Consider the following 22,930-nt stretch of genomic DNA (forward strand, 5'->3'; position numbering starts at 1 on the left):
GCGTCACAGTATGGCTCAGTACCAGAGGGGGAGCACGCCGCATACTTTGGCTGCCTCCTGCTTGGGTGAGCCTGCTGGTTGCGTGACTGATATTCAGATGCAGCTGGTTTGCGAGCAGGAAGATGCGTATTGGCATGTTCAGTTCGCGCTGCAGCCTTATTACGTTCCAGGCCGTGGATATGACCAGTACAAGCCAGCTTATGAGTTGGGCTGGCAGGCGGCTTTGCTGTATCCCGATGCCGAGTTTTCTGACTTGTGCAAAGCGCTGGAGATGCAATGGAGTCACAAAAACGGTACAAGTTTGCTACCTTGGCGCGAAGTGCATCAGGCTGTGAAAGCGGCCTGGCTGCGTGCAAATTTTTCAGCACAGAAAATGCAGGAGCATGTGCCGGCTTTGGTGGATCGGCGTGATCTCGCCGGTGCGTTGCAACCCTTGTACAAATGTTGCCAATCGCTGGTGCATGATTTGGCGCGTTTGCGCGGTGCGCCGATGAATGAGTTCGCTCAGCAAGTGCTTGATCGCCACATCCGCGTGATCCAGGGGCTGGCGCAAGGCTTGGAGCCAGCCATATACCCTCAAGAGCGCGCATCCAATGCGGTCATGCCGTGGTCCAAGCGTTTATATGCGCAATGGATGAAGTTCAAATCCGGCTTGTTGGAATGGGCTCCAGGGCGGGTGTTCGAAGTTTGTGAACAACGTGAGCGCGGTCTGTTATCAGCTTACCAGCTGATATTGCGCAACAGCTTGCCAGAAGATGTCAAACATCTCCTGCAGCAGCAGGTAAAAGTGCTTCAAAACAATCTGCGTCGACTGCATTGGCTGCAAAAAAACTGGGCACTGTAAGCGGCCGGTATAGAACTCTGCGCATTGATGTGCCGATGTTTGACATGTGATTGGTTAGGGCTGCTGGCGTGCACAAGCGCCTAATTCCCACAGCGAGCTCTCTGTTTTGCATCGAACAATTCATGCAAGGTCACTGGCTTCAGTACCGTGAAAACAGGGGGATAAGCAATGACAATGCATTACACAGGTGCCTTGCTGGGTCGAGAGGCTGTGATTGAATTTCCTGAAAGCACTGCGCAGGTGAGCTACTCAGTATGCGGCCACTTGATTTGGCGGGTAACTGACAAGAATGGAAATGTGACGCAGGGTAATGAACGGCTGAGTTATTTGCAACTCTCAGACAGCTTGCATTTTCTCAATTGGATGGAGAAGACGGGCTTTACCGTCAGCCAGATCATTGATACTGAAATCGGCAAGGTCAAAGCCTTTTGGTCTTATTCTGACGAAATTGGGGGGCGAGGACACCGGGCATCCATGTTTGTAGACGGTAAGTTCCGATTTATCTAGCGGCCAGTTTGATAATGGCTTTGTTTTCGCTGGATTTTTAAGCAATCTGCGCAATCCCGCAGTGGTCGTGGCTTTGCGCAGTTATGCCTTATGTTGTCCACAGCTGCACCCACAGTACCTGGGAACAACTCCTGCAGACGGAAAAAAGGCCCGCGTCCAGATACAGGCCTTTTTTCATCGTCTCTAAAGTCAGGGTTAGCGCACGATTTCACTCTCCACCGTCAAATCCAGGACATCGATGTATTTGGATGCATCAGCAGGAACCTGATCGCGCGTGAAACGCTTGATGCGCAACACATTGCGCACACCTGCTTGGTGTGTATAGCCTTCAATGGTGTCGTAGTAGGCACCCCACTGGCCTGTGCTTTGTTTGATGCCTTGGTCGTTGTACTTGACTTCTCGCACTTGCAGGCATTGTGCGTTGGGCATCAGAGGATGGCTGCAAGCCACTTTCTGAGGGGCTACTTCGAGAAAAATACGCTCGCTTTGGCCATAGAGGGTTTCGTGTGTAGGTGTGCCTTTGAACTTCCATGCGGCACCACTTGCAAACTTCACCTCCAGCATGGGCGGAGTGCTGCCAGTGATTTTCCAGGTACTTGCCTTGGGCAGTTGCAATGCCACGTTTTGTTCCAGCTGCATCAAAGCGGCATTGCTGCAGGCCATCATGGTTGAAGCCATGCGACCTATTTTGAGTTGCTCGCCTTGAGTGCTGTAGCTGCCGTTGATGAGGTTGCACAAACGGTCAACACTCAGGTTCTGGTTATCGTAGAAGCGCAGTCCAACGGTGCGCGCAGGAGTGTCATTGGATGCGGGAATTTGCCAGCGAGTGTCCGCAGCGCCTTGTGGCGTTACGGCTTGTTGTAGTTCCCAATGATGGGACTGCAAAGTCGGTGCAGATTGTTGGGCAGCACCAGCAGCTTGATTCAAATCTGCAGAGTGGGTGGCACAGCCCATCAAGATGCTGGAACCCAAGACGCAAACCATGCTCAGTGATTTCATAGACAACATTCAGCAATAGCCTTCAAGAGTTAGTTAAGACACAGAGTTGCAAGCATGCATCAAGAATGCATGCGCTGCTTGGAAAATCTTGACTTATCGGCTGTGGGACTACTGCTTGATACGCAATGGAACATCTTGCGCGCTGCACTTTGTATGCTTCACAGTGATGAAAAATCTACTAGCTATAAAATCGTGAGCGATTCAAATGCAGCGCTGTGCAGTTTTATAGCGCCAAGTTCACAATCAAGGTTTCGTGGAAACAGTCATGTCCAATTTTTTTGCTAACGAGTCAGTGCGTCGGGTTGTGTATGCATTTTCAACAGTCAGCATCGCAGCATTGTTGACGGCTTGCGGCAGCTTAGGTGGACGCTCTTCTGCACAAGAGCGCATGCCTCAGGTGGAGGAAAAATTTGGCTCAGCAACCACCTATTCGCGCATGTTCGATGCAACGCCTGCGCAAACCTGCGAAGCAGCACGCCGCGCGTTGCTCAGTCAGGGCTACATCATCAACAAGGCCGATAAGGATGTGGTGGATGGACAAAAAAGTTTCCAGCCCCAGTCAGACCGCCATGTGCAGATGAACATCCGCGTCACTTGCGTGCCCGAGAGCGATGACGCCATGTTGAGCATGGGTTTTGTGAGTGCGCTGCAGGACAGCTATGCTCTGAAAATGGCCAGCAACTCTGCCAGTTTGGGGGTGAGCATGCTGGGAACGGTATCTGTACCAGTGGCCGCAGGGCATGACTCCATGATCAAAATTGGCAGCGAAACTGTAACGAGCAGCCAGTTCTATGACAGTTTCTTCGATTTGATGCGTCGCTATTTGTTGGTGGATGCACCAGCCAGCAGTGCTGAGGGGGAAAAGCGCAACTGAGGTGCCGCTTGTGATTTTGCGCTCGTCAGTGCTATGGATGATCAACTGAGGAACAGCGCTGGATCCACCATGGTGCGGTTAAGCATGACGCCCCAGTGCAAATGCGGTCCTGTCACACGACCTGTCGCACCGACCTTGCAAAATGGCTGTCCCGTCTTGAGCACATCTCCCACTCTGCACTGTGTGCTGGAGAGGTGGCAGTACATGCTCAGCAAGCCTCCGCCATGGTCGAGCCAGACGGTTCCTCCGTTGAAAAAGTAATCTCCTACGTCGACCACGGTACCGGGCAATGGTGCAACGATAGGGGTTCCGGCTGCTGCAGCGATATCCATGCCACTGTGTGGATTGCGAGCTTGTCCATTGAATACGCGGCGCAATCCAAAACTGCTGGAGCGGCGTCCAGGGCAGGGTTGGCGCATGCCCATGGCAGACGGATCCGGTGCTGGTTGGGTGAACAAAGCCATGATGGTTTGCTGATGTGCCCGTTCACGTTCATGGCGAGCCAAGTCTTTGGGGGCCAAATCCACAGTTTTGGGCGCAACTTTGAGGCTTTGTTCTGCGTACTTTTTATCGGTGACCCTGTAATCCAGCGACTGAGTTCCATCGTCGTTGCGTACGGTGACGGTATGGATGCCGGGTCGAGCAGCCAGAGGAATGCCAACCAAGGCAGTCCACTCAATCATGTCGCCAATGACCAAGACCGGAATTCCATCAGCGGTTGTGACTTTGGGAAGGCTGGAAGAGGGGCCAAGAGACAGACGTGCAATTCCACCAGGAACGCGGCTGTCAATGGGGAAAATTGGGGCGTCTAGGCTGGTACTTGCCCAGCCAGGCAGCGCAATGCCTGCACTCAGGTGGATGAAGCTTGCCAAGCAGTAACGACGTTGCATAAAAAACTCTGTGCTTGCAATTAGCAGGGCTCTATTGTGACTTGCCGTAGACAGTCCTAAGCGTCAGAAAGTGGCTTGTGAAGTCTGCCAATAGAGATCTATTCGGAGCTGTAATGTGCACAATCACAACCCGGGCACTATGTACCAACCATATGACGTCTGGCTGGTAGTTTTGACTAAACCTTGAAATCAGGGCCTGTATTTCGCATGGCGCTGATTGGTATCGGCGAAACAGCAGCATTTTTTGGCAACAACTATTGGATGCGTGGTTTGTCCAACTGCTGGGTGTGGCCGATTTGGTTTTTCCTGGTATTGCATCGGCGCTTCAGCATCAAATCCGGGTCAGCAACAACTTGAACGGGTTGCTAAGCCAAGGGTAATGAAGTCGAATCACCATTGATATGACTGTGGCTGCGAAAGTGCGAGAGCAACTGCGTCAGCACATGGTGACTCACACAACACGCACACAGTGCTCATGAATGAACGCATTGCCTGGAAAATGAAGTCCCTCTTCGCACACTCTTTATTTGGCCCCCGGCATGGATGCAAAGCTACGCTTGAGCGCTAGGCTTGTGTCCTGCATGTTTGGAGCTACAGTAGCCCGTTAATAAAAAAAAGCGGCCTTAGAGGCAGCTTTTTTTTATCTAAAAAATTTAGGCGATGGCCCACGCAGTTTTAAAAAGAACTACATGGCACTACCGATACCTAAGAGCTGTTGCAATGTCTGAGGGCGGTCGTTGAGCTTTATTTCTCCGCGCGCAAAGTCCAGTGTGGCTTCGACGCTGTCGCCTTTTTTTTGCACAATGCCTTGGCTCAACAGTGCTTTCAGGCGCTTGCCTACCCCATCATCAACGGCAGTTTGCAACTCCTGCTCATTCATCTCATGCTCCATCTGCTCCAGAAGGTCCAGGTAGTCACTGCGGACTTTGCTTTCCAGCAACTGAACAAGTGTGGGCAGCGGCAGGGTGGTGTGTAGCTGCCCTTCCAGGTCGGTGGTCGGATCAAAAGCTTCCGGTTGTGAACCGGTATAGGCAAGCCGCGCAGAAATTGACACCGGGCCATCTGCGCTGTCCATGCTGAGGCGATTGATGGATAGCTCGGGTTTGCCAGCGAGCAGTTGCGGAAGCATGCCCAACCAATTCATCTCCTGTGCATCTGTGCCTGCTTGCACCCAACGCATGACTTGATCCAGCCAGTCTGCATCAAAGTTCTTGAGCTGCATTTGCAGAGCTACGTTTTCGGCGTTGTAAGACGGCGTTTCCAGTTGCTTGAGCTGCATGTCCAGGCCAGATTGCACCAACCTGTCTTGTAGCGTATTGGTGGTGCTGAGGTCCAGTTGCTGCAGCTTGATCTGGCTGCTGTTTTCACTGTCTTGCACAGACATCAGACCCAGCTTCAATGCACTGGGACCCAGCCAGAAGCTATAGCCAGCGGGCGCGTGAGTGTCGAAGGTGATCTCAGTGTCTTCGAGGTCCAGGCGACTGCCATCTTCCACTTTGACGCGTAGCACAGGCATGCGCATAAAGCCTTGGGCGTTATCGCGTTCGGCTGACAGGGTCCATTCGGCTTTGAGTCCGCCCCACGTCAGTGCTGACCCATCTTCAAAGTTACTGCTGAAATTGGGTGAAGACAGTGTGTGCGCAGTTTGCCCAGACCAGCCTGCTGTTGTTACCAATTCCAGTGGAGCCTGTTTTTGCAGGGCTTCGACCAATTGCGGTTCGCTGTCCTGAGGTAACAAAAAGCGGGACACGACTTTGGCTGCATGACCCATGGGCCAGGGGCCGTGCAAGATATCGTGGGTGACGGTGACGTCATAGACATCTTCACCACTGACAAAGGACCACAGGGTTTGTGCGCGGGAACTCACCAAGCCGCGGTCATATTCCAGCACTCGCACAGTGAAGCCATCTTCAGCACTCCATACATCGGCAGTTTGCTGCAGTGTCTGCTGAATTTTTTTCCCGGTGTAATAGCTGGTGCCTAACCCGCCTGCGACTATCAGTGCGCCAGCACCGAGAACGCCAATGGCCAGTTTTTTCATGGTTGCCCTTAGTTGGTCGTGCTTGTGGACAGGGTTTGTCTTCGCCAAACCTTGCGATGCGAGATTTTAGAGATAGCGTTTGTGCTTCATGTGTTCTCTGTGTCGCTGTTGTTTTTTGGATTTCAAAATTGCCAGCTTTCAAGGTGAGAGCAACATGGGTAGAGGATTCTTCAAGGCAGTGAGCAGGCGATTGCTACGCAGCTGATCTAAGCTTCGCGTAGCGTTTTTTTCTGTGGCACGGTGAGTTGTTGTGGTGAATGCTTGTGAAAGTCTATGAATAATTTGCCCTGAGACTGTACTTTGGGTGAAAAGAAAAAGGCTGCTTTGAGGCAGCCTTTGTTGCGAGGAATGGTGGCAGTCACTTGCCCCAGGAGTCTTTCAGGCCTGTGATTTTATTGAACACAGGGTGGGCAGTCGTGTGATCCTTGCGGTCGGCGACAAAGTAGCCAAAACGCTCGAACTGGAACTTGTCGTCAGCTTGTGCCGCCTTCAGCGATGGTTCGACATAGGCGGTCACTACCTTCAGGCTGTCGGGGTTGAGCAATGCCAAATAGTCTTTACCTCCTGCATCGGGTTGTGCGTCGGTGAACAGACGGTCATACAGGCGCACTTCTGCCTTCACGCCGTCGGCAACGCCCACCCATGTGATGGCAGCCTTGACTTTCACGGCATCTGCACCCGGAGTGCCACTCTTGGTGTCGGGCACCACGGTGGCAAGTACCTTGGTGATGTTGCCGTCACTGTCCTTTTCGCAGCCAGTGCATTCAATGACGTAGCCGCCCTTTAGGCGCACCTTGTTGCCGGGGAACAGACGCTTGTAGCCTTTCGGTGGAACTTCGGCGAAGTCTTCCCGTTCAATCCATACTTCGCGGCCTAGCGTGAACCTGCGCTCAGGTACAGCTTCGGCGTCAGCAGCATGGGGTAGTGCTGGCAGGCTGCACGCTTCCAGGTGGTCGGCGCTGCCAAATACATCGGTCCAGTTGGTCAGCTCCAGCTTTACCGGGTCAAGCACCACCATGGCGCGGTGGGCCTGGTTTTCCAGGTCTTCGCGCAGGCAGCCGTCCAGGGTGGCGTAATCGATCCAGCTGTAGTCCTTGGTCACACCAATACGCTCGCAGAAATTGCGAATGGACGCAGGTGTGTAGCCACGACGGCGCAGGCCAACAATGGTGGGCATGCGTGGGTCATCCCAGCCAGTCAGCGTGCCGCTGTCCACCAAATGTTTGAGTTTGCGCTTGGAGGTGACCACATAGGTCAGGTTCAGGCGTGAAAACTCGTACTGGCGTGGCTGGGGGGCGTCAATCAGACCGCCTTCGCGCAGATGATCGAGCAGCCAGTCGTAGAAAGGGCGCTGGTCTTCAAACTCCAGCGTGCAAATCGAGTGCGTAATGTGCTCGTAGGCATCCTCAATGGGATGCGCAAATGTGTACATGGGGTAGATGCACCACTGGTTGCCTGTGTTGTGGTGCTCTGCATGGCGCACGCGGTAGATGGCAGGGTCGCGCAGGTTGATATTGGGGGCAGCCATATCAATCTTGGCGCGCAGCACGGCAGCGCCGTCAGCCAGTTTGCCGTCTTTCATGTCGGCAAAGCGCTGCAGGTTTTCGGCCACACTCCGGTCTCGGAAGGGGCTGTTCACACCAGGGCGGGAGAAGTCGCCCCGATTGGCCTTCATGTCTTCTGCAGATTGCTCATCCACATAGGCCAGCCCTTGCTCAATCAGGTAGACCGCGCACCGGTGCATGAAGTCAAAGTAATTGCTGGCGTAGTAGAGGTTGGAGTTGCCCTGGGCATCTTTCCAATCAAAGCCTAGCCATTGCACAGCGTCTTTGATGCTGTCGACGTATTCCTGATCTTCCTTTTCAGGATTGGTGTCGTCAAAGCGCAGGTGGCACACGCCGCCGTAGTCTTTGGCCAGACCAAAGTTCAGGCAGATGGATTTGGCGTGGCCCACATGCAGGTAGCCATTGGGCTCGGGCGGAAAGCGCGTGCGAATCTTCGCCTCGTCCACCTGGCCCTGCTGGTGGTGCTGTGCATCACCAGGCGTGCCGCCCCAGTGGCGACCTTGGTAGGTACCCTTATCCAGGTCGGCTTCAATGATTTGGCGCAGGAAGTTGGTGGGTTTCACCACTTCCGGGGTTTCGTTGTGAGTATTGGCGGGTGTGCTCATATCTTGCTGATTGTAGGGCGCCTCACAAGAGAAGGCTGGCACTGCGGGTGTTGGTTGCACACCAATGGATACAAGCTTTTACTGTTGGTATGACATCCACAAGGGGGATTGGTGCGTTGTTAGAGAAGAACCACTATGAAAGGACGCTGTCGAATGAACCTCAACCTGACCAAGATGCGCCTGGGGGTGCACCGTGGCCTGGCTGCTTTAGGCTTATTGGCTGCAATCGCAGGCGGCAGTGCGCACGCGGGGAATGTCGGTATTTCTGTCGGCATCCATGTTCCAGGTGTGCCTGTGTATGTGGCTCCACCGCCACCACCACCTCCTCCACGTTACTACCGCCCGGCGCCGCCACCTGCTGTGGTGTATTACCCGGCTCCTGCCGCACATGGTTACTGGGCACCTCCGCCACCGCCGCGTGGTTACGGCAAACACTTCAAGCATCGCAAGCACAAGCATCATCCGCACCACAGACACCGTTAAGTTGGGTGACAGCTTCTGAGCCAGCAGGGCCGCATAATCGCGGCTCTAGTTGTTTCTATGAGTGCTTGCAATGGCGAAGACCGTATTTGTCTTGAATGGCCCCAATCTGAATCTTTTGGGGACCCGTGAACCTGCTGTATATGGCGCACATACTTTGGCGGATGTACACAAACTGTGTGAACAAGCTGCTGCACGCCACGGTCTGGCACTGCGTTTTCACCAAAGCAATCACGAAGGCCAGTTGATTGACTGGATCCATGAAGCTGGTCAATTGCATGCCAAGGGCGAACTGGCAGGCTTGGTCCTCAATGCTGGTGCATACACCCACACCAGCATTGCCTTGATGGATGCCATTAAAGGCACAGGCGTGCAACTGCTGGAGCTACACATCAGCAATGTGCATGCACGTGAAGCATTCAGACACCACTCCTATCTGTCCTCTGTGGCGCGTGCTGTGGTGTGCGGTCTGGGAGTCGCTGGTTATGCCTTGGCAATCGATGCGGTTGCGCAGTGGTGACAGCAGTGGACAGTATGACGGAGCGTAGCGTGCCATTGAGCTTGCCCTGGAGTGGCAGCGAAGAAGAAATTGCAGCAATTGCAGCCGGACAGGCGCAAAGTCAAGAAGTGATTCATTGGCAGGCTCTGGCGCAGCGCCTGCAAGTCGGTCACGAAAATGGTCAGATCACGCTGCACCACTGGGTATCACCTGAACCCAATGGTCAGGCGCCGCTGGTACTGTTCCATGGAGGCAGCGGTAGCTGGACCCATTGGGTGCGCAGCATCGGGCCTTTGCGCGATGCAGGTCATGATGTCTGGGCGGTCGATTTGCCGGGCTTCGGTGCTTCGGATGCTCCAGTGGGCGTCATCGATGCGGATGGCATGTTGCCCGTCCTGGCGCAGTTGCTGCAAACGCAGTTTCCATTGCAGTCAGTTCGACTGATGGGCTTCTCGTTTGGTGGCATGACGGCTGGCATGCTGGCTGCAGCCTATCCCCATTTGGTCGAGCAACTGATTGTGGTTGGGGCTCCTGGCATCGGTCTGACCAACAAGCATCCTTTCCGCCTCAAGGGATGGCGCCATCTGCCTGATCCTCGGGATCAGTTGCTGCATCATGTGTTCAACCTGGGGGAGCTCATGCTGCATGATCCATCCGGTATTGACCGCGATACGGTGGCTTTGCATGTTGCCAATGTGCAGCGTGACAATTTGCCGCGGCGCCGAATCTCCAGCACCGACATTCTGGTGCGTTCGCTGGCGCAAGTGCAATGCCCGGTAGCAGCCATCTATGGTGACTGTGATGCACTTTATCCGGGCACTTTGGATGAGGTGGAGGCCCTTATGGCAGCCCACACCTCGCAGTGGCAAGGCATGCAGCGCATTGCAGGTGCCGGGCACTGGGTGCAATATGAGCAGGCAGATGCATTTCATGCGGCCTTGCTGCCGTTGCTGGCGGCGGAGCATTGAGCCATGCATTGGCGACTGGAACCTGGGGAAGTCATCTGGACCGCAGTGCGCGCCCAAGGTGCGGGTGGACAGAATGTCAACAAGGTTTCCAGTGCCGTGCATCTGCGCTATGACGTACACGCCTCGTCGTTGCCTCAGGAGTTGAAAGAGCGATTGGTGGCGTTATCAGACCACCGCATCACGCAAGATGGGGTGGTGGTGATCAAAGCCCAAAAACACCGCACCCAAGAGCTGAATCTGCAAGATGCCATGCAGCGCCTGCAAGACTTGATCGCGCAAGCGGCGCATGAGCCCAAGGTACGCAAAGCCACCCAGCCCACGCGCGCATCGCAGCAACGTCGCGTGGATGGAAAAAAACGGGCAGGTGCGACCAAGGCTTTACGAAGCAAAGTGGATTGGTAATTGCGATCATTTTTGAGACAGTGAATGTGAGCAGGCACTAGTAGTACTTCAATTGAGACGACCTAATATTCAGCACATGTCTCATGTTGTTACCCCTACTTCTATCTTGCCTTCTTCCCCGGCTCGTGTTCCTGCGCTGTTTGTTTCGCACGGATCTCCCATGTTTGCACTGGAAGCAGGGCAGACCGGGCCAGCATTGACCAGGTGGGGCAGAGATTTGCGTGCGCGGCACCCGCATTTGCGAGGCGTGGTCATCATGTCACCACACTGGATGAGTCAGGGTGTGCGCGTGATGAGCGCTCCTGATCCAGCGACATGGCATGACTTTGGTGGCTTTCCGCCTGCGTTGTACGAATTGCAATATCCGGCCAAAGGTTCACCATCGCTTGCACAAGAGGTAATCGGTTTGCTGGCAAAAGCTGGCGTGAACGCAACAGAAGATACACGGCAGCCTATGGATCATGGTGCTTGGGTGCCTTTGATCCACCTGTTTCCTCAGGCTGATGTACCCGTCGTGCAGATCTCGCTGCCGATACATGCGGATGCGCATGCAGTTCACGCTTTGGGTCGTGCGCTGCACACCATGCGTGAACGCGGCGTGCTCATCATTGGCAGTGGCAGCATGACGCACAATTTGCGCGAATTCTTTGGTGGGGCACACCAATCTGCTGACTATGTGGTGGAGTTCAGTCGCTGGGTGGAGGCACAGATTCAAGGCGGAAAGGTCGAGAACTTGCTCGACTGGAAGGTCCACGCGCCGCATGCATTGCGGGCGCATCCCACCGATGAGCACTTTTTGCCTTTGTACTTTGCGCTAGGTGCTGCGGGCCCGCAAGCTGTTGCCAGCTATCTCAGTCGTGAGGTCATGTACGGCATGCTGGCCATGGATGCACTGGCATTGGATGCTCCTATTTGATTCATTGAAAGCCTCAGGCGGTTGCGGTATAAGCGCTGGAACTTGGCGAGCCTCTAGGTCTGCAAGATTTGTTTTTGGCTTCTGAAAGTGTCGAATGTTGAAGCTCCCACTGAATGGTTTGTATCGTCCTGCATCCGCTGATGAGGCCCAGCCCTGGCTGCTGGTGCTCATGCACGGCGTGGGCAGCAATGCGCAGGATTTATTTGGCCTGGCCAGCTATGTACCGCAGCAATACCATGTACTGAGTTTGCAGGCTCCGTATCCGATGGGTCACGATGCGTATGCTTGGTTCATGTTTTCGGTGGATACCGATGGAACACGTCACATTGACGTGATGCAGGAGCAGCAAAGCCGTGCATTGGTGACCCAAACTGTCATTGCTGCCTGTGAGCAACTGGATGTGTCGGCAGAGCGGGTAATTGTGGGCGGCTTCAGCCAGGGCGGCATCATGAGTCTGAGTCTGCTGTTGACGCAGCCAGAGTTGCTGGCCGGTGTGTGCATCTGGCACAGCCGTTTATTGCCAGAGGTGCTGCCTGAGCAGGTCGCTGTTGAGCGCTTTCAGGGACATTGCGCTTGGGTCAGCCACGGCACCCAAGACAACGTTATTGCACTGACCAGCGCGCATGCCATTTGCAGCCATCTGCAAGGGCTGCCCGTTACGTTGCGCTATGAGGAGTATCCGTGTCAGCACACCATACATCCTCAAGAGTTGCAAGACAGCATGCAGTGGTTGTCTGATTGTGTCGGGATCAAAAAAGAGAGCTGCTGAGGTTGAGCAGGTATCGCGGTAACGGCTTTGAGTTTGTGATGTTTACATATCGCAAACTTTTTGGAGATGACATTGTGCAAAATGGAATTGAAGCGTTGTCATCCAAGCGGGTGTCAGCGAATAGTTCGGCATCGTTACATTGATGAAAGGCCAGCATGTTTCCTGAGTACCGAGAACAAATCGCCCAATTGCGCGCCAATGACCGCCATTTCAGCCGACTTTTTGATGAGCACAACAAGCTTGATCATGAAGTCAAACAACTGGAGGACAAGCGCTCTCCAGCTTTCCACGCAGAAATTGACCGCCTGAAAAAGCAAAAACTGGCTTTGAAAGAAGAGATTTACAGCCTGCTGCGCAAGGAAGATGCAAGCGCCCTCTAAGTACTATCTGTAAGCACCGCATGGTGCTTTTTTTATTTTTGTGAAGCGGCGTGGGGGTGTTACAGCCTTTCATTGCAGAGACCTTCACAATGTGTAATTTCCAGTGGGTAGTCTGTCTGCTGCCCTGCCTGTTGTTGATGAAAGGAAGCTTATGTTTGCCGAGTACCATGAACAGATTCAGCAGTTGCGCGCCAGCGATAAAAACTTTGACCGTTTGTGTGAGAAGCACAGTGCGCTGGATGCAGAGGTAGAAGCCTTGGTTCAGAGGAAATCGCCGAGTTTGCAGGTGGATATTGAGAACCTGAAAAAACAGAAGCTGGCAGTCAAAGAAGAGCTCTACAGCATGCTGCGCAAAGCAGAACCGATGCTGGCATTGAAGCAGCAAAAGAACTATGTGGACCGGGACAAACTGGCCCAGATGTCGGGTGTTCGCTTGAGTGCTTAATTTGTATTGGGATATCGGGAGGTATTCCCAGATCAACGGGGCGTCGAAAGGCGCCTTCAGTTTTTATGGCGTGTATCTGCGCGTCTAAACAAGGCGTCTAGCAATGGTTTGAGGGTAGGCTGTGCCTGGGCAAAAGCTTCGGGAGCCACCCAATAAGCTTCGCAAGCGACTGCAAAAAACTCTTCAGGGGCACTGGCACCATAGGCGTCCAGCCATGGCGCGGGTTGTCCAAAGCGATAGTGTGCCTCCAGCGCTTCGCGAAAGTCAGCATAAGCTGCGGACCAGACTCTTGCCCAGTACTGTTTGGCTTGTGCAGCAGAGGTGTAGCCCAGGAAGTCGCTGGGCAAAGGAGGGCTGCCATCCACGCCGCCATTGGCCATGTCCAGCTTGTGTGCAAATTCGTGAATCACCACATTGCTATTGTCGCCCCAGTGCGCATGCCCGCCACGCTGCACTGCTGACCAACTGAGTGTGATCGGCCCTCGCTCCATCGCTTCGCCCATCAGTGTTTCCTGGTAGTGGTGCACCACGCCGGTGGCGTCACGTACTTTGCGGCGAGCTACCATATCTTCAGGATGAACAATGATGCCCACAAAGTCGTCATACCAGCGCAGCGCTTGCCGGGGTTCGCCCCAGTGAATCAAGAGCACACAAGCTTGCGCCGCGATGGACAAAGCCATTTGGTCAGTAATCTCTAGGCCATGAGCCCCAGCGAACTCCTTGCGTTGCAGAAAATGAGCGCACAAGGCTTTCAGTTGCAGCAATTCTTTGGGCGAGAGTTGCTGCAAAAAAGGTAGATCGCGTAGTGTGGCTTGCCACAAGGTATCGGGAATCTCTGGTGGAAGCCCAAGTTTTCCAAGAAGGTTGCGGCGTAGCCAGCCAGAGATTGTGTGCCACATGGTGCTAGTTGCTAGTTCACAGAGGTTGGCGTTGCCAGCCTTGCGAGCTCAGGCGCAGGACCTCAGCGCGGTGCGTGCGACTATCGATATGCCAGTCGCTGAGCACAATGCGTGTACCGCCATTGGGCAGCGCATGCTCAGCAGGGCGATGAGTGTGCCCGTGAACCAGCCACTTTGCATGGGTCTGCTGCATCCAGGCTGCGGTCATGGTAGGGTCGGCATCTGCATAAGGTGCACCGGATTGTTTGCGCTGCTCGCTTTCGGTGCGGGCAGATTTGCCAATCGCGCGGCGCACCGCCAGGGGTTGGCTCAGCAGCTGCTGTTGCCAGGCGGCTGAGCGGCTGAGCGTACGGAATTTCTGGTACTCCACATCATCCAGGCACAGCGCATCTCCGTGGCTCAAAACAATGCGGTACTCGCCCCATGCCAGCAAGGTTGGATCGGACAAACCAGTCATGCCGCTGGCTTGTAAGAATGCATCGCCTGCAAGAAAGTCACGGTTGCCCACCATGAAAAACAGGCTGCGTTGCGCACTGGCTGCCAGCAGTGTCTGGGCACATTGGGCTTCAAAGCTGCTGGGTTCGAGCAGGGCATCATCACCTACCCAAACTTCAAAGATATCGCCCAGCAAAAAAATGGCATCGGCCTTGCTGTTCGCAAGATAGTCGCGCCAAGCCTGCACAGTGGCAGGCTCACCTGGGTCAAGGTGCAGATCGGAAATGAATTCGACCGTGTGCCAATGCGCTGGAGCGATTAGCTCGGGCATGGGCGACACGGTCGATGTCACATCCGTTGGTTGCATGGCAGAGTCCAACGGTTGACTCCCTGCGTAATTACAGCGCGACGGCCTTGTCAATCACCACGGCGTCAAAAGGTACATCGTCGTGGAAGCCTTTGCGTGTGGTGCGCACCTTCTTGATGGCGTCCACAACTTCTTCGCCCTTGACCACCTTGCCGAACACGGCATAACCCCAGCCTTGTGCGGTGGGCGAGGTGTGGTTCAGGAAGTCATTGTCCACGGTGTTGATGAAGAACTGTCCGGTGGCGCTGTGAGGGTCGCTGGTACGGGCCATGGCAATGGTGTACTTGGAGTTCTTCAGACCGTTCTTGGCTTCGTTTTCAATAGGATCTTGTGTGGGCTTTTGCTTCATGTCAGGGGTAAAGCCGCCTCCCTGGATCATGAAATTCTTGATCACGCGGTGGAAGATGGTGCCGTTGTAGAAGTCGCTCTTGACGTAGTTCAGGAAGTTTTCGGTCGACTTGGGGGCGTTCTGTGCATCCAGCTCCAGCGTGATCACGCCTTGGGTAGCTGTGTCGGCAACGTTGATGGTGACGTGAAGTTCAACTTGTGGGTTGCTCATGGGAAAAGCTTTCTGTGTGAGAGATAAAACGGAGCGTCTGCGCCCAATTACTTCAGCAATGTGGCTGATGTGATGGTGACGGCAGAAGTGGGCACATTCTGGTGCATGCCACGGTTGCCCGTAGGCACAGTGCGGATTTTGTCGATGGTCGCTTGGCCCTGTACCACTTTGCCAAACACCGCGTAACCGTGTCCGTCAGGCTGGGGGGCATTCAGCATGTCGTTATTGGCGACGTTGATGTAGAACTGCGAGGTGGCGGAATTGGGGTTGCCGGTGCGCGCCATGGCAATGGTGTAACGGTCATTTTTCAGACCATTCTTGGCTTCCAGGGCAATAGGCTCTCGCGTCTTCTTTTGCTGCATGTCGGCCGTAAAGCCGCCACCCTGGATCATGAAGCCGTCAATCACACGATGAAAAACAGTGCCTTCATAGTGCTTGTCGGTCACGTACTGCAAAAAATTCTCCACGGTCTTGGGTGCTTTGCTGGGCTCCAGCTCCACGACAAAATCACCCATATTCGTAGCGAATTTGACACGGGGTTTTGCAGCGTCTTGCGCAGCAGCCAACCCAGCAGTGCTGGCTAGCAGCATGCCAGTCAGGGATAAACAGAGGGTTCTGCGGGACAAAGTCATGACAGTGTTCCTTGCGGTGAACAAATTTCGAAAGTAAAAGCCAGCAAGGCTGGCTCTGATGCGTAGGAGTGCTGGGGCGCGCAGAGGTTCAATCAACGTGCAGCAGGCTGCAACATCTCCGTGAGTGTGGTCAGCTTGAGCTTGAGTGGGCGGTTATTGCCATTGAGTTTGAGCGACTGGTTGTACGCGTCATGCGCCAAGCGGGCATAAATGTCACCCAGATTTTCATGGGCTACAGCATAGTTGGGGTTGTTGCGTACAGCCATCTCCAGGGCGCCACGGGCTTTGTCCAACTGGTTTTGGTTGGCGTAAATCACTGCCAAGTTGTTGTACGGCTCGGGTAGCTCGGGGTATTCTTCTACGAGAGCCTGGAATGTGGCAGTGGCAGCATCCATATCACCCGCCTTGGATTGCGCCACTCCTTTCAAGAAACGCATCTGAGGGTCTCGCGGATTGGTCGAAAGGTATTGCTCCGCTTTGGCAATGGCTTCTGTGGTCTTGCCGGATTTGGCCAGCTCAGACACGTCTCCATACATATCGGCGTGTGCCGCGCCAGCGACCAAAAAGCCAGACAGAGCCATAAGGCACAACATGGATCGAGGGCGGAGGGTAGGGGACATGTAGGTGCTTTCCAAGGGCAACAGTAGTCCGCCAGCTTGGCGGGCTTATACTGCTAAAGATTGTAGCTGAGGGGGTGTTGACGTTTGGCGTTTGCAGCTCTGTCCCCAGTCTGGCCGCATGGAGACGGCGTTGCACTACTGCTGTGCCGCAGCTCCCCCATATCTTCCGTTTCTGACACTCCATGAGTTTGCGTATCTACAACACGCTGTCGCGTGCATTGGAGGCGTTTTCGCCGCTTGAACCAGGTCATGTCCGCATGTATGTGTGCGGCATGACGGTTTATGACTTGTGCCACCTGGGCCATGCTCGTTCCATGGTGGCTTTTGACGTGGTGCAGCGCTGGTTGCGCGCCAGCGGCTTGAAGGTGACTTATGTGCGCAATATCACTGATATTGATGACAAGATCATTAAGCGCGCGGTGGAGAATGGTGAAACCATCCGTAGCCTGACTGACCGCATGATTGATGCGCTGCATCAGGATGCCGATGCGCTGGGTATTGAGCGCCCCACCTATGAGCCACGTGCCACTGAATACGTACCGCAAATGCTGTCGATGATCGGTACGTTGCAGCAAAAAGGGCTGGCCTATCAGGCCGGTAATGGTGATGTGAACTTTGCTGTGCGCAAGTTTCCTGGTTATGGCAAGTTGTCGGGCAAGACGCTCGATGAACTCAATGCTGGCGAACGTGTGGCCGTGGCTGATGGAAAGAACGACCCGCTGGACTTTGTGCTGTGGAAGTCGTCCAAGCCCGAAGAGCCTGCCGATGTAAAGTGGCAAAGTCCGTTTGGTGAAGGGCGTCCAGGCTGGCACATCGAGTGCTCGGCCATGGGCTGCGAGATGCTGGGCGAGAGCTTTGATATCCACGGCGGTGGTGCCGATTTGCAATTCCCGCACCATGAAAACGAAATTGCCCAAAGTGAAGGGGCGACAGGTAAGCCTTTTGCGCAAACCTGGATGCACAACGGTTTCATCAATGTGGACAACGAGAAAATGTCCAAGTCGCTGGGCAATTTCTTCACCATCCGGGATGTGTTGAAGGAATACGACGCAGAAACTGTGCGTTTCTTTGTTGTGCGCAGTCATTACCGCAGTCCATTGAACTATTCCGACGTGCATCTGGATGATGCGCGCAATGCTTTGAAGCGCTTGTATACAGCGCTGAGCTTGGTACCACCGGCCAATGTGGTCATTGATTGGTCCGACCCCTATGCTGCGCGTTTCAAGGCAGCCATGGATGAAGACTTCGGCACACCTGAGGCTGTAGCTGTGCTGTTTGATTTGGCAAGCGAGGTCAATCGCACCAAGTCTCCTGAAGTGGCAGGTTTGCTCAAGGCGCTTGGTGCTTGCCTGGGCTTGTTGCAAGACCAGCCCCAACAGTTTTTGCAGGCTGGAGCGGCGGATGTCGACGCGGCAGCCATTGAGGCGCAAATAGCGGCGCGTGCTGCAGCCAAAGCGGAAAAAAACTGGGCCGAAGCTGACCGAATTCGCAAAGCATTGTTAGAGCAAGGCATTGTCTTGAAGGACTCTGCTGCTGGAACTACTTGGGAGGCTGCTCAGTAACAACTGGGCTGCACACAGCAGTATGTCTCCCTCCCCCAAAGAATTGCCTGCACCACCTGCGCATGCGCCGGAGTATTGGGCTGAAGCGTGCAAGCATTTGGTCAAAAAAGACCGGGTCATGCGCCGCCTGATTCCTCAATTTGCTGCCGAAGCACTGCAAACGCGTGGTGATCCGTTTATCACCCTGGCGCGTTCCATCGTTGGTCAGCAGGTATCTGTGAAGTCCGCGGCCTCCATTTGGAAGCGTTTTAGTGCTTTGTTGACCGAAATCACACCTGCGCAAGTATTGTTGCTCAAGGTGGACGATATGCGTGGCGCTGGTTTGTCGGCGCGCAAAGTTGACTATCTTGTGGACTTGGCCGTGCATTTCACGGAAAACCGCCTGCACGTTCAAGATTGGGTGCAGATGGATGATGAAGCCATCATCGCAGAGCTCACAGCCATTCGCGGTATCGGCCGTTGGACGGCCGAGATGTTTTTAATCTTTTACCTGCTGCGGCCCAACGTGCTTCCACTGGATGACGTGGGTCTGCTCAAGGGGATCAGCCAGAGTTATTTCTCGGACGATCCCGTGAGTCGCAGTGATGCCCGAGAAGTTGCTGAGGCTTGGAAGCCGTGGTGCACCGTGGCAACTTGGTATATTTGGCGCTCGCTCGACCCGCAGCCTGTGGCCTATTGAATAATCCCTGGGCCCCATCGCGCAGGCCGGGACAAGGAGAAATAACTTGGCGAAAAAAACCTTTCTGGACTTTGAACAGCCTATCGCTGAACTTGAAGCCAAAATCGAAGAACTGCGTTATGTGCAGACTGAAAATGCGGTTGATATCTCGGATGAGATCGATCAGTTGAGCAAAAAGAGCAACCAGCTCACCAAGGACATCTACAGTGATCTGAGCCCCTGGCAGATCACCAAGATTGCCCGCCATCCCGAGCGCCCTTACACGCTCGACTATGTGCGAGAGTGTTTTACCGACTTTGTCGAAATGCACGGTGATCGTCATTTTTCCGATGACAAATCCATTGTGGGTGGTCTGGCTCGTTTTAACGGACAGCCGTGCATGGTCATCGGTCATCAAAAAGGCCGTGATACCAAGGAGCGCGCTCTGCGCAACTTTGGCATGACCAAGCCCGAGGGCTACCGTAAGGCACTTCGCCTGATGAAGACCGCCGAGAAGTTCAAGCTTCCCGTATTCACTTTTGTGGACACACCTGGAGCATTCCCCGGTATTGATGCGGAAGAGCGCAGCCAGTCCGAAGCCATTGGGCGCAATATTTATGAAATGGCCCAGCTGGAAACGCCCATCATCACTACTGTGATTGGTGAGGGTGGTTCAGGTGGTGCGCTGGCCATTGCTGTGGCGGATCAGGTATTGATGCTGCAGTACTCCGTGTACTCGGTGATCAGTCCCGAAGGTTGTGCCTCCATTTTGTGGAAGACGGGTGAGAAGGCGGAAATGGCGGCAGACGCCATGGGGATCACAGCTCATCGTCTGAAAGCACTTGGGTTGGTGGACAAGATTGTTAGCGAGCCTGTAGGTGGCGCGCACCGTGATCACAAGCACATGGGCAGTTTGCTCAAGCGTGCTTTGAATGATGCATGGCGTCAGCTTTCGGATCTGAAGCCCAAGGAGCTGCAGGATCGTCGCTATGAGCGTCTGCAAAGCTACGGTCGCTTTAACGACACCAAAGCCAGCTAATGGTCGCAGTTGTTGCTTGTCATGCAAGCAACAGTGCTAAACACTCAAATGGCCCTAGAGGGCCATTTTTGTTGTTGCCTGTATAAATTTGCACGTGTTCCTGGCTCGGTGTGAGTGTGCTGCGGGTGGTTTTCCTTGCAAGTACTGGGTGATGGTTGGGGAGAAGTAGACGGTGACCGTATCAGTTGAACAAGCCATGCAGGACTTTGTGCCTGCCCTGCCGGTGGCGGTGGCATACAGCGGGGGTGCTGATTCCACGGCACTGCTGCATGCTTGTGCGCGGCGCTGGCCGGGGCAGGTGTTTGCTATTCACGTACACCATGGATTGCAGGCTGCGGCGGATGAGTTTGAAAAGCATTGTCGTGACACCTGTCGCGCTTTGAAAGTGCCTTTGTCGGTGGTGCATGTGGATGCGCGCCATCAAATTGGTCAAAGTCCGGAGGATGCTGCGCGTCGTTATCGTTATGCAGCACTGGCTGAGCAAGCGAAAACTGGTTTTGCAACGGTTGCCGCCAGTGTGGTGCTTGCGCAGCATGCGGATGACCAGGTGGAAACCTTGTTGCTGGCTTTGTCGCGAGGGGCGGGGGTTGCGGGATTGGCTGCCATGCCGAAGCAGTGGCAACGCGATGATTTGCAGTGGTTTCGCCCACTGCTAGGAGTGAGTGCAGCCGATCTCCGTATTTGGCTGAGCGCGCAAGATATCGCATGGGTAGAGGATCCAACAAATATCGATCCAAGCTATACGCGCAACCGTATTCGTGCGCAATTGTTGCCGGTGCTTGAGCAAGTTTTTCCGCACTTTCGCGATACCTTTGCTCGAAGCTGCGCACATGCTGCGCATGCCAAGCATCTGTTGCAAGAGTTGGCAGAAAGTGATTTGCAGAGGGTGGGGGTGCCGCCACATATTCAAGCTTTGCAAAAGCTCAGTGTGGAGCGGCAAGCCAATGTGCTACGTCATTGGTTGTTGCAACATCACCAAACCACACCTTCTTCGGCGCAATTGCAGGCGTTGCAAAAACTCTTGGCTGCGTGCCAAACCCGAGGGCATCAGATTCATGTGAAGGTGGGCTACGGGTTTGCCGTAAGGAACGGAGCGCATCTCGGTTGGTACAATCCCTGAGTTTTGGTCCTAATTTTTGAGCACGAAAACCGGCGGCGCGCCAAAACACGCTTGTACCAACAGCGCCGTGCCAAGCAGTTTCGTCACCTAATTTCCAATGGCACTGATCGTTCATAAATACGGCGGCACCTCGATGGGCTCTCCAGAGCGCATTCGCAATGTTGCCAAGCGCGTGGCCAAGTGGGCTCGGGCAGGTCACCAAATGGTGGTTGTGCCCAGCGCCATGAGTGGCGAAACCAACCGTTTGCTGGGTTTGGCGAGTGAGCTGGCACCAAGTGCTGCAAAAACTGCTTACTACCGAGAGCTGGACATGCTTGCTGCAACAGGGGAGCAGGCATCCTCTGCCTTGCTGGCTATTGCACTGCAAGCCGAAGGCGTGGAATCTGTGAGCTATGCAGGCTGGCAAGTGCCAGTTCGCACAGATAGCAGCTACACCAAGGCGCGCATTGAGTCGATCGATGATGCCCGTGTGCGCAAAGATCTGGATGCAGGTCGTGTGGTAGTGATTACGGGCTTTCAGGGGCTTGATCCAGACGGCAACATCACAACGCTGGGGCGTGGTGGTTCTGACACTTCTGCGGTGGCCGTGGCTGCAGCCATGAAAGCTGATGAATGCCTGATCTACACAGACGTGGATGGTGTCTATACCACCGACCCTCGTGTGGTGCCTGCGGCCAAGCGTCTGAATACCGTGAGCTTTGAGGAAATGCTGGAGATGGCCAGCTTGGGCTCCAAGGTGTTGCAGATCCGTTCAGTGGAATTTGCAGGCAAGTACAAAGTGCCTATGCGTGTGCTCTCTAGCTTCACGCCATGGGACATTGATTTGGTTGAAGAAGCCAAGTCAGGCACGCTGATTACTTTTGAGGAAGACGAAAAAATGGAAAAGGCCGTTGTTTCTGGCATCGCATTCAATCGTGGCGAAGCCAAGATCTCCGTGCTCGGCGTGCCCGACACCCCCGGTATTGCTGCAGGTATCCTCGGTCCTGTGGCAGATGCCAATATTGAAGTCGATGTCATCATCCAGAATATTTCCAAGGATGGCAAAACCGACTTCTCCTTCACCGTGAACCAAGGTGACTATCAGCGTGCGCTGGAGTTGTTGCGTGACAAGGTGGCTCCTGCTCTGGGTGCTTCCGAAGTGGTGGGTAACCCCAATATCGCCAAGGTTAGCATCGTAGGTATCGGGATGCGCAGCCATGTGGGTGTGGCTTCCACCATGTTCCGTGCCCTGAGTCAGGAAGGTGTGAACATCCAGATGATCTCTACTTCTGAAATCAAGACCTCGGTGGTGATAGATGAGAAGTACCTGGAGTTGGCAGTGCGTTCGTTGCACACAGCTTTTGGATTGGATAAGAGCGAATAAGCTAAAAACTGCGATTTGTTGAAGCAGGTCTTTAAAACTGATTAGAATCGCAGGCTCTAGGAAACGTGACCGAGTGGCCGAAGGTGCTCCCCTGCTAAGGGAGTATGGGGTGTAGAGCCTCATCGAGGGTTCGAATCCCTCCGTTTCCGCCAGATATCAGCCCGCAAATGCGGGCTTTTTTATTGGCTGGCATCTCGCGTGTCATGCGTATATCAAGGTGTTTTTTTGGTTTTTGCCACTTTTTGAGAAAAGTGGTCAGAAATCTGCTTACAATAGCGTCATTCTGGAAACGTGACCGAGTGGCCGAAGGTGCTCCCCTGCTAAGGGAGTATGGGGTGTAGAGCCTCATCGAGGGTTCGAATCCCTCCGTTTCCGCCAGATGCAGCAAAGAATCTCGTAAGAGCTTCTTTGCTTCTGGTTGCGGATGGATGGGATTTCCTTGAGGTTTCAAGGGTTGAAAATTCTGGTATAGTTCAAGGCTTCGCTGATCGA

Annotated in this window: 25 protein-coding genes and 2 tRNA genes; 18 read left to right on the plus strand and 9 right to left on the minus strand. The window is 54.2% G+C overall.

Translation table 11 applies throughout. The annotated features are described in order from the left end of the window. Window positions 1-82: 82 nt before the first annotated feature. Both QEP11_RS05775 and QEP11_RS05780 read left to right on the plus strand, forming a co-directional pair. Window positions 83-844: a hypothetical protein gene (locus QEP11_RS05775; protein ID WP_284335692.1), complete on the plus strand. Its 762-nt coding sequence runs from the start codon at window positions 83-85 to the stop codon at window positions 842-844. Between the two features lie 168 nt (window positions 845-1,012). Continuing rightward, window positions 1,013-1,351, plus strand: coding sequence for a MoaF-related domain-containing protein (locus QEP11_RS05780; RefSeq protein WP_284335693.1), 339 nt, complete (start codon window positions 1,013-1,015; stop codon window positions 1,349-1,351). Window positions 1,352-1,546: 195 nt separating this feature from the next. Here the strand turns inward: QEP11_RS05780 and QEP11_RS05785 are convergent, their stop codons facing one another. Next, complete coding sequence (locus QEP11_RS05785) at window positions 1,547-2,359, minus strand: META and DUF4377 domain-containing protein (RefSeq protein ID WP_284335694.1); 813 nt, start codon at window positions 2,357-2,359, stop codon at window positions 1,547-1,549. 256 nt (window positions 2,360-2,615) lie between these two features. Here QEP11_RS05785 and QEP11_RS05790 point away from each other — a divergent pair, with 256 nt between their 5' ends. Next, a complete protein-coding gene (locus QEP11_RS05790) occupies window positions 2,616-3,224 on the plus strand; it encodes a DUF2242 domain-containing protein (RefSeq protein WP_284335695.1) in 609 nt (202 codons plus the stop codon). 41 nt (window positions 3,225-3,265) lie between these two features. Here QEP11_RS05790 and QEP11_RS05795 read toward each other — a convergent pair whose 3' ends face one another. The 3 genes from QEP11_RS05795 to QEP11_RS05805 all read right to left on the minus strand — a co-directional run bounded on the left by QEP11_RS05795 (window position 3,266) and on the right by QEP11_RS05805 (window position 8,325). Continuing rightward, complete coding sequence (locus QEP11_RS05795; protein ID WP_284335696.1) at window positions 3,266-4,114, minus strand: peptidoglycan DD-metalloendopeptidase family protein; 849 nt, start codon at window positions 4,112-4,114, stop codon at window positions 3,266-3,268. Window positions 4,115-4,799: 685 nt separating this feature from the next. Further along, entirely contained in the window at window positions 4,800-6,155 is a 1,356-nt protein-coding gene (locus tag QEP11_RS05800; protein ID WP_284335697.1) for a YdgA family protein, read from the minus strand. Window positions 6,156-6,513: 358 nt separating this feature from the next. Continuing rightward, a complete protein-coding gene (locus QEP11_RS05805; RefSeq protein ID WP_284335698.1) occupies window positions 6,514-8,325 on the minus strand; it encodes a glutamine--tRNA ligase/YqeY domain fusion protein in 1,812 nt (603 codons plus the stop codon). Between the two features lie 153 nt (window positions 8,326-8,478). Between QEP11_RS05805 and QEP11_RS05810 the strand changes: the two genes are divergently transcribed. The 8 genes from QEP11_RS05810 (at window position 8,479) to QEP11_RS05845 (ending at window position 13,184) form a co-directional block, all read left to right on the plus strand. Beyond that, window positions 8,479-8,808: a hypothetical protein gene (locus QEP11_RS05810; RefSeq protein WP_284335699.1), complete on the plus strand. Its 330-nt coding sequence runs from the start codon at window positions 8,479-8,481 to the stop codon at window positions 8,806-8,808. 70 nt (window positions 8,809-8,878) lie between these two features. Continuing rightward, the gene (aroQ, locus tag QEP11_RS05815; protein WP_284335700.1) at window positions 8,879-9,325 is read left to right on the plus strand and encodes a type II 3-dehydroquinate dehydratase; all 447 of its coding nucleotides are present in this window, start codon (window positions 8,879-8,881) and stop codon (window positions 9,323-9,325) included. Window positions 9,326-9,339: 14 nt separating this feature from the next. Beyond that, window positions 9,340-10,272: an alpha/beta fold hydrolase gene (locus tag QEP11_RS05820; protein WP_284335701.1), complete on the plus strand. Its 933-nt coding sequence runs from the start codon at window positions 9,340-9,342 to the stop codon at window positions 10,270-10,272. A gap of 3 nt (window positions 10,273-10,275) precedes the next feature. Then, complete coding sequence (gene arfB, locus QEP11_RS05825; protein WP_284335702.1) at window positions 10,276-10,674, plus strand: alternative ribosome rescue aminoacyl-tRNA hydrolase ArfB; 399 nt, start codon at window positions 10,276-10,278, stop codon at window positions 10,672-10,674. Window positions 10,675-10,750: 76 nt separating this feature from the next. Continuing rightward, the gene (locus QEP11_RS05830; protein ID WP_284335703.1) at window positions 10,751-11,590 is read left to right on the plus strand and encodes a dioxygenase family protein; all 840 of its coding nucleotides are present in this window, start codon (window positions 10,751-10,753) and stop codon (window positions 11,588-11,590) included. 94 nt (window positions 11,591-11,684) lie between these two features. Next, window positions 11,685-12,359: an alpha/beta hydrolase gene (locus QEP11_RS05835; protein ID WP_284335704.1), complete on the plus strand. Its 675-nt coding sequence runs from the start codon at window positions 11,685-11,687 to the stop codon at window positions 12,357-12,359. 155 nt (window positions 12,360-12,514) lie between these two features. Then, the gene (locus QEP11_RS05840) at window positions 12,515-12,739 is read left to right on the plus strand and encodes a YdcH family protein (RefSeq protein ID WP_284335705.1); all 225 of its coding nucleotides are present in this window, start codon (window positions 12,515-12,517) and stop codon (window positions 12,737-12,739) included. A gap of 151 nt (window positions 12,740-12,890) precedes the next feature. Then, window positions 12,891-13,184 carry a YdcH family protein gene (locus QEP11_RS05845; RefSeq protein ID WP_284335706.1) on the plus strand — a complete coding sequence of 98 codons (294 nt, stop codon included), beginning with the start codon at window positions 12,891-12,893 and terminating at the stop codon, window positions 13,182-13,184. A 56-nt stretch (window positions 13,185-13,240) separates the two neighbouring features. On the opposite strand, the gene QEP11_RS05850 is transcribed toward QEP11_RS05845, so the two are convergent. From QEP11_RS05850 to QEP11_RS05870, 5 genes are all read right to left on the minus strand, one after another. Next, the gene (locus tag QEP11_RS05850; protein WP_284335707.1) at window positions 13,241-14,083 is read right to left on the minus strand and encodes a M90 family metallopeptidase; all 843 of its coding nucleotides are present in this window, start codon (window positions 14,081-14,083) and stop codon (window positions 13,241-13,243) included. A 16-nt stretch (window positions 14,084-14,099) separates the two neighbouring features. Further along, window positions 14,100-14,885, minus strand: a complete 786-nt coding sequence (locus tag QEP11_RS05855) for a UDP-2,3-diacylglucosamine diphosphatase (RefSeq protein WP_284335708.1) — start codon at window positions 14,883-14,885, stop codon at window positions 14,100-14,102. Between the two features lie 31 nt (window positions 14,886-14,916). Continuing rightward, window positions 14,917-15,444, minus strand: a complete 528-nt coding sequence (locus QEP11_RS05860; RefSeq protein WP_284335709.1) for a peptidylprolyl isomerase — start codon at window positions 15,442-15,444, stop codon at window positions 14,917-14,919. 47 nt (window positions 15,445-15,491) lie between these two features. Continuing rightward, window positions 15,492-16,076 carry a peptidylprolyl isomerase gene (locus tag QEP11_RS05865; protein ID WP_284335710.1) on the minus strand — a complete coding sequence of 195 codons (585 nt, stop codon included), beginning with the start codon at window positions 16,074-16,076 and terminating at the stop codon, window positions 15,492-15,494. A gap of 92 nt (window positions 16,077-16,168) precedes the next feature. After that, complete coding sequence (locus QEP11_RS05870; RefSeq protein ID WP_284335711.1) at window positions 16,169-16,696, minus strand: tetratricopeptide repeat protein; 528 nt, start codon at window positions 16,694-16,696, stop codon at window positions 16,169-16,171. Window positions 16,697-16,878: 182 nt separating this feature from the next. Here QEP11_RS05870 and cysS point away from each other — a divergent pair, with 182 nt between their 5' ends. From cysS to QEP11_RS05905, 7 genes are all read left to right on the plus strand, one after another. Continuing rightward, window positions 16,879-18,258, plus strand: coding sequence for a cysteine--tRNA ligase (gene cysS / locus QEP11_RS05875; RefSeq protein ID WP_284335712.1), 1,380 nt, complete (start codon window positions 16,879-16,881; stop codon window positions 18,256-18,258). A gap of 22 nt (window positions 18,259-18,280) precedes the next feature. Further along, on the plus strand, window positions 18,281-18,937 hold the full coding sequence (locus QEP11_RS05880; protein WP_284335713.1) for a DNA-3-methyladenine glycosylase family protein: 657 nt from the start codon (window positions 18,281-18,283) through the stop codon (window positions 18,935-18,937). Between the two features lie 46 nt (window positions 18,938-18,983). Next, the gene (locus QEP11_RS05885; protein WP_284335714.1) at window positions 18,984-19,955 is read left to right on the plus strand and encodes an acetyl-CoA carboxylase carboxyltransferase subunit alpha; all 972 of its coding nucleotides are present in this window, start codon (window positions 18,984-18,986) and stop codon (window positions 19,953-19,955) included. Window positions 19,956-20,127: 172 nt separating this feature from the next. Continuing rightward, on the plus strand, window positions 20,128-21,075 hold the full coding sequence (tilS, locus tag QEP11_RS05890; protein WP_284335715.1) for a tRNA lysidine(34) synthetase TilS: 948 nt from the start codon (window positions 20,128-20,130) through the stop codon (window positions 21,073-21,075). A 97-nt stretch (window positions 21,076-21,172) separates the two neighbouring features. Continuing rightward, on the plus strand, window positions 21,173-22,438 hold the full coding sequence (locus tag QEP11_RS05895; protein ID WP_284335716.1) for an aspartate kinase: 1,266 nt from the start codon (window positions 21,173-21,175) through the stop codon (window positions 22,436-22,438). Window positions 22,439-22,497: 59 nt separating this feature from the next. Further along, window positions 22,498-22,590 (plus strand) — tRNA-Ser (locus QEP11_RS05900). A gap of 133 nt (window positions 22,591-22,723) precedes the next feature. Further along, window positions 22,724-22,816: transfer RNA gene (locus QEP11_RS05905), tRNA-Ser, on the plus strand. Window positions 22,817-22,930 lie beyond the last annotated feature (114 nt).

Source organism: Comamonas halotolerans (assembly GCF_030162935.1).
GTDB lineage: Bacteria > Pseudomonadota > Gammaproteobacteria > Burkholderiales > Burkholderiaceae_C > Comamonas > Comamonas halotolerans.

What these genes read in the sequence shown, in the direction of transcription:
- QEP11_RS05780 (WP_284335693.1), top strand. Translation starts at nt 1,013, where the DNA reads ATGACAATGCATTACACAGGTGCCTTGCTGGGTCGAGAGGCTGTGATT.
- QEP11_RS05785 (WP_284335694.1), bottom strand. Translation starts at nt 2,359, where the DNA reads ATGTTGTCTATGAAATCACTGAGCATGGTTTGCGTCTTGGGTTCCAGC.
- QEP11_RS05790 (WP_284335695.1), top strand. Translation starts at nt 2,616, where the DNA reads ATGTCCAATTTTTTTGCTAACGAGTCAGTGCGTCGGGTTGTGTATGCA.
- QEP11_RS05795 (WP_284335696.1), bottom strand. Translation starts at nt 4,114, where the DNA reads ATGCAACGTCGTTACTGCTTGGCAAGCTTCATCCACCTGAGTGCAGGC.
- QEP11_RS05800 (WP_284335697.1), bottom strand. Translation starts at nt 6,155, where the DNA reads ATGAAAAAACTGGCCATTGGCGTTCTCGGTGCTGGCGCACTGATAGTC.
- QEP11_RS05805 (WP_284335698.1), bottom strand. Translation starts at nt 8,325, where the DNA reads ATGAGCACACCCGCCAATACTCACAACGAAACCCCGGAAGTGGTGAAA.
- QEP11_RS05810 (WP_284335699.1), top strand. Translation starts at nt 8,479, where the DNA reads ATGAACCTCAACCTGACCAAGATGCGCCTGGGGGTGCACCGTGGCCTG.
- aroQ (WP_284335700.1), top strand. Translation starts at nt 8,879, where the DNA reads ATGGCGAAGACCGTATTTGTCTTGAATGGCCCCAATCTGAATCTTTTG.
- QEP11_RS05820 (WP_284335701.1), top strand. Translation starts at nt 9,340, where the DNA reads ATGACGGAGCGTAGCGTGCCATTGAGCTTGCCCTGGAGTGGCAGCGAA.
- arfB (WP_284335702.1), top strand. Translation starts at nt 10,276, where the DNA reads ATGCATTGGCGACTGGAACCTGGGGAAGTCATCTGGACCGCAGTGCGC.
- QEP11_RS05830 (WP_284335703.1), top strand. Translation starts at nt 10,751, where the DNA reads ATGTCTCATGTTGTTACCCCTACTTCTATCTTGCCTTCTTCCCCGGCT.
- QEP11_RS05835 (WP_284335704.1), top strand. Translation starts at nt 11,685, where the DNA reads ATGTTGAAGCTCCCACTGAATGGTTTGTATCGTCCTGCATCCGCTGAT.
- QEP11_RS05840 (WP_284335705.1), top strand. Translation starts at nt 12,515, where the DNA reads ATGTTTCCTGAGTACCGAGAACAAATCGCCCAATTGCGCGCCAATGAC.
- QEP11_RS05845 (WP_284335706.1), top strand. Translation starts at nt 12,891, where the DNA reads ATGTTTGCCGAGTACCATGAACAGATTCAGCAGTTGCGCGCCAGCGAT.
- QEP11_RS05850 (WP_284335707.1), bottom strand. Translation starts at nt 14,083, where the DNA reads ATGTGGCACACAATCTCTGGCTGGCTACGCCGCAACCTTCTTGGAAAA.
- QEP11_RS05855 (WP_284335708.1), bottom strand. Translation starts at nt 14,885, where the DNA reads ATGCAACCAACGGATGTGACATCGACCGTGTCGCCCATGCCCGAGCTA.
- QEP11_RS05860 (WP_284335709.1), bottom strand. Translation starts at nt 15,444, where the DNA reads ATGAGCAACCCACAAGTTGAACTTCACGTCACCATCAACGTTGCCGAC.
- QEP11_RS05865 (WP_284335710.1), bottom strand. Translation starts at nt 16,076, where the DNA reads ATGACTTTGTCCCGCAGAACCCTCTGTTTATCCCTGACTGGCATGCTG.
- QEP11_RS05870 (WP_284335711.1), bottom strand. Translation starts at nt 16,696, where the DNA reads ATGTCCCCTACCCTCCGCCCTCGATCCATGTTGTGCCTTATGGCTCTG.
- cysS (WP_284335712.1), top strand. Translation starts at nt 16,879, where the DNA reads ATGAGTTTGCGTATCTACAACACGCTGTCGCGTGCATTGGAGGCGTTT.
- QEP11_RS05880 (WP_284335713.1), top strand. Translation starts at nt 18,281, where the DNA reads ATGTCTCCCTCCCCCAAAGAATTGCCTGCACCACCTGCGCATGCGCCG.
- QEP11_RS05895 (WP_284335716.1), top strand. Translation starts at nt 21,173, where the DNA reads ATGGCACTGATCGTTCATAAATACGGCGGCACCTCGATGGGCTCTCCA.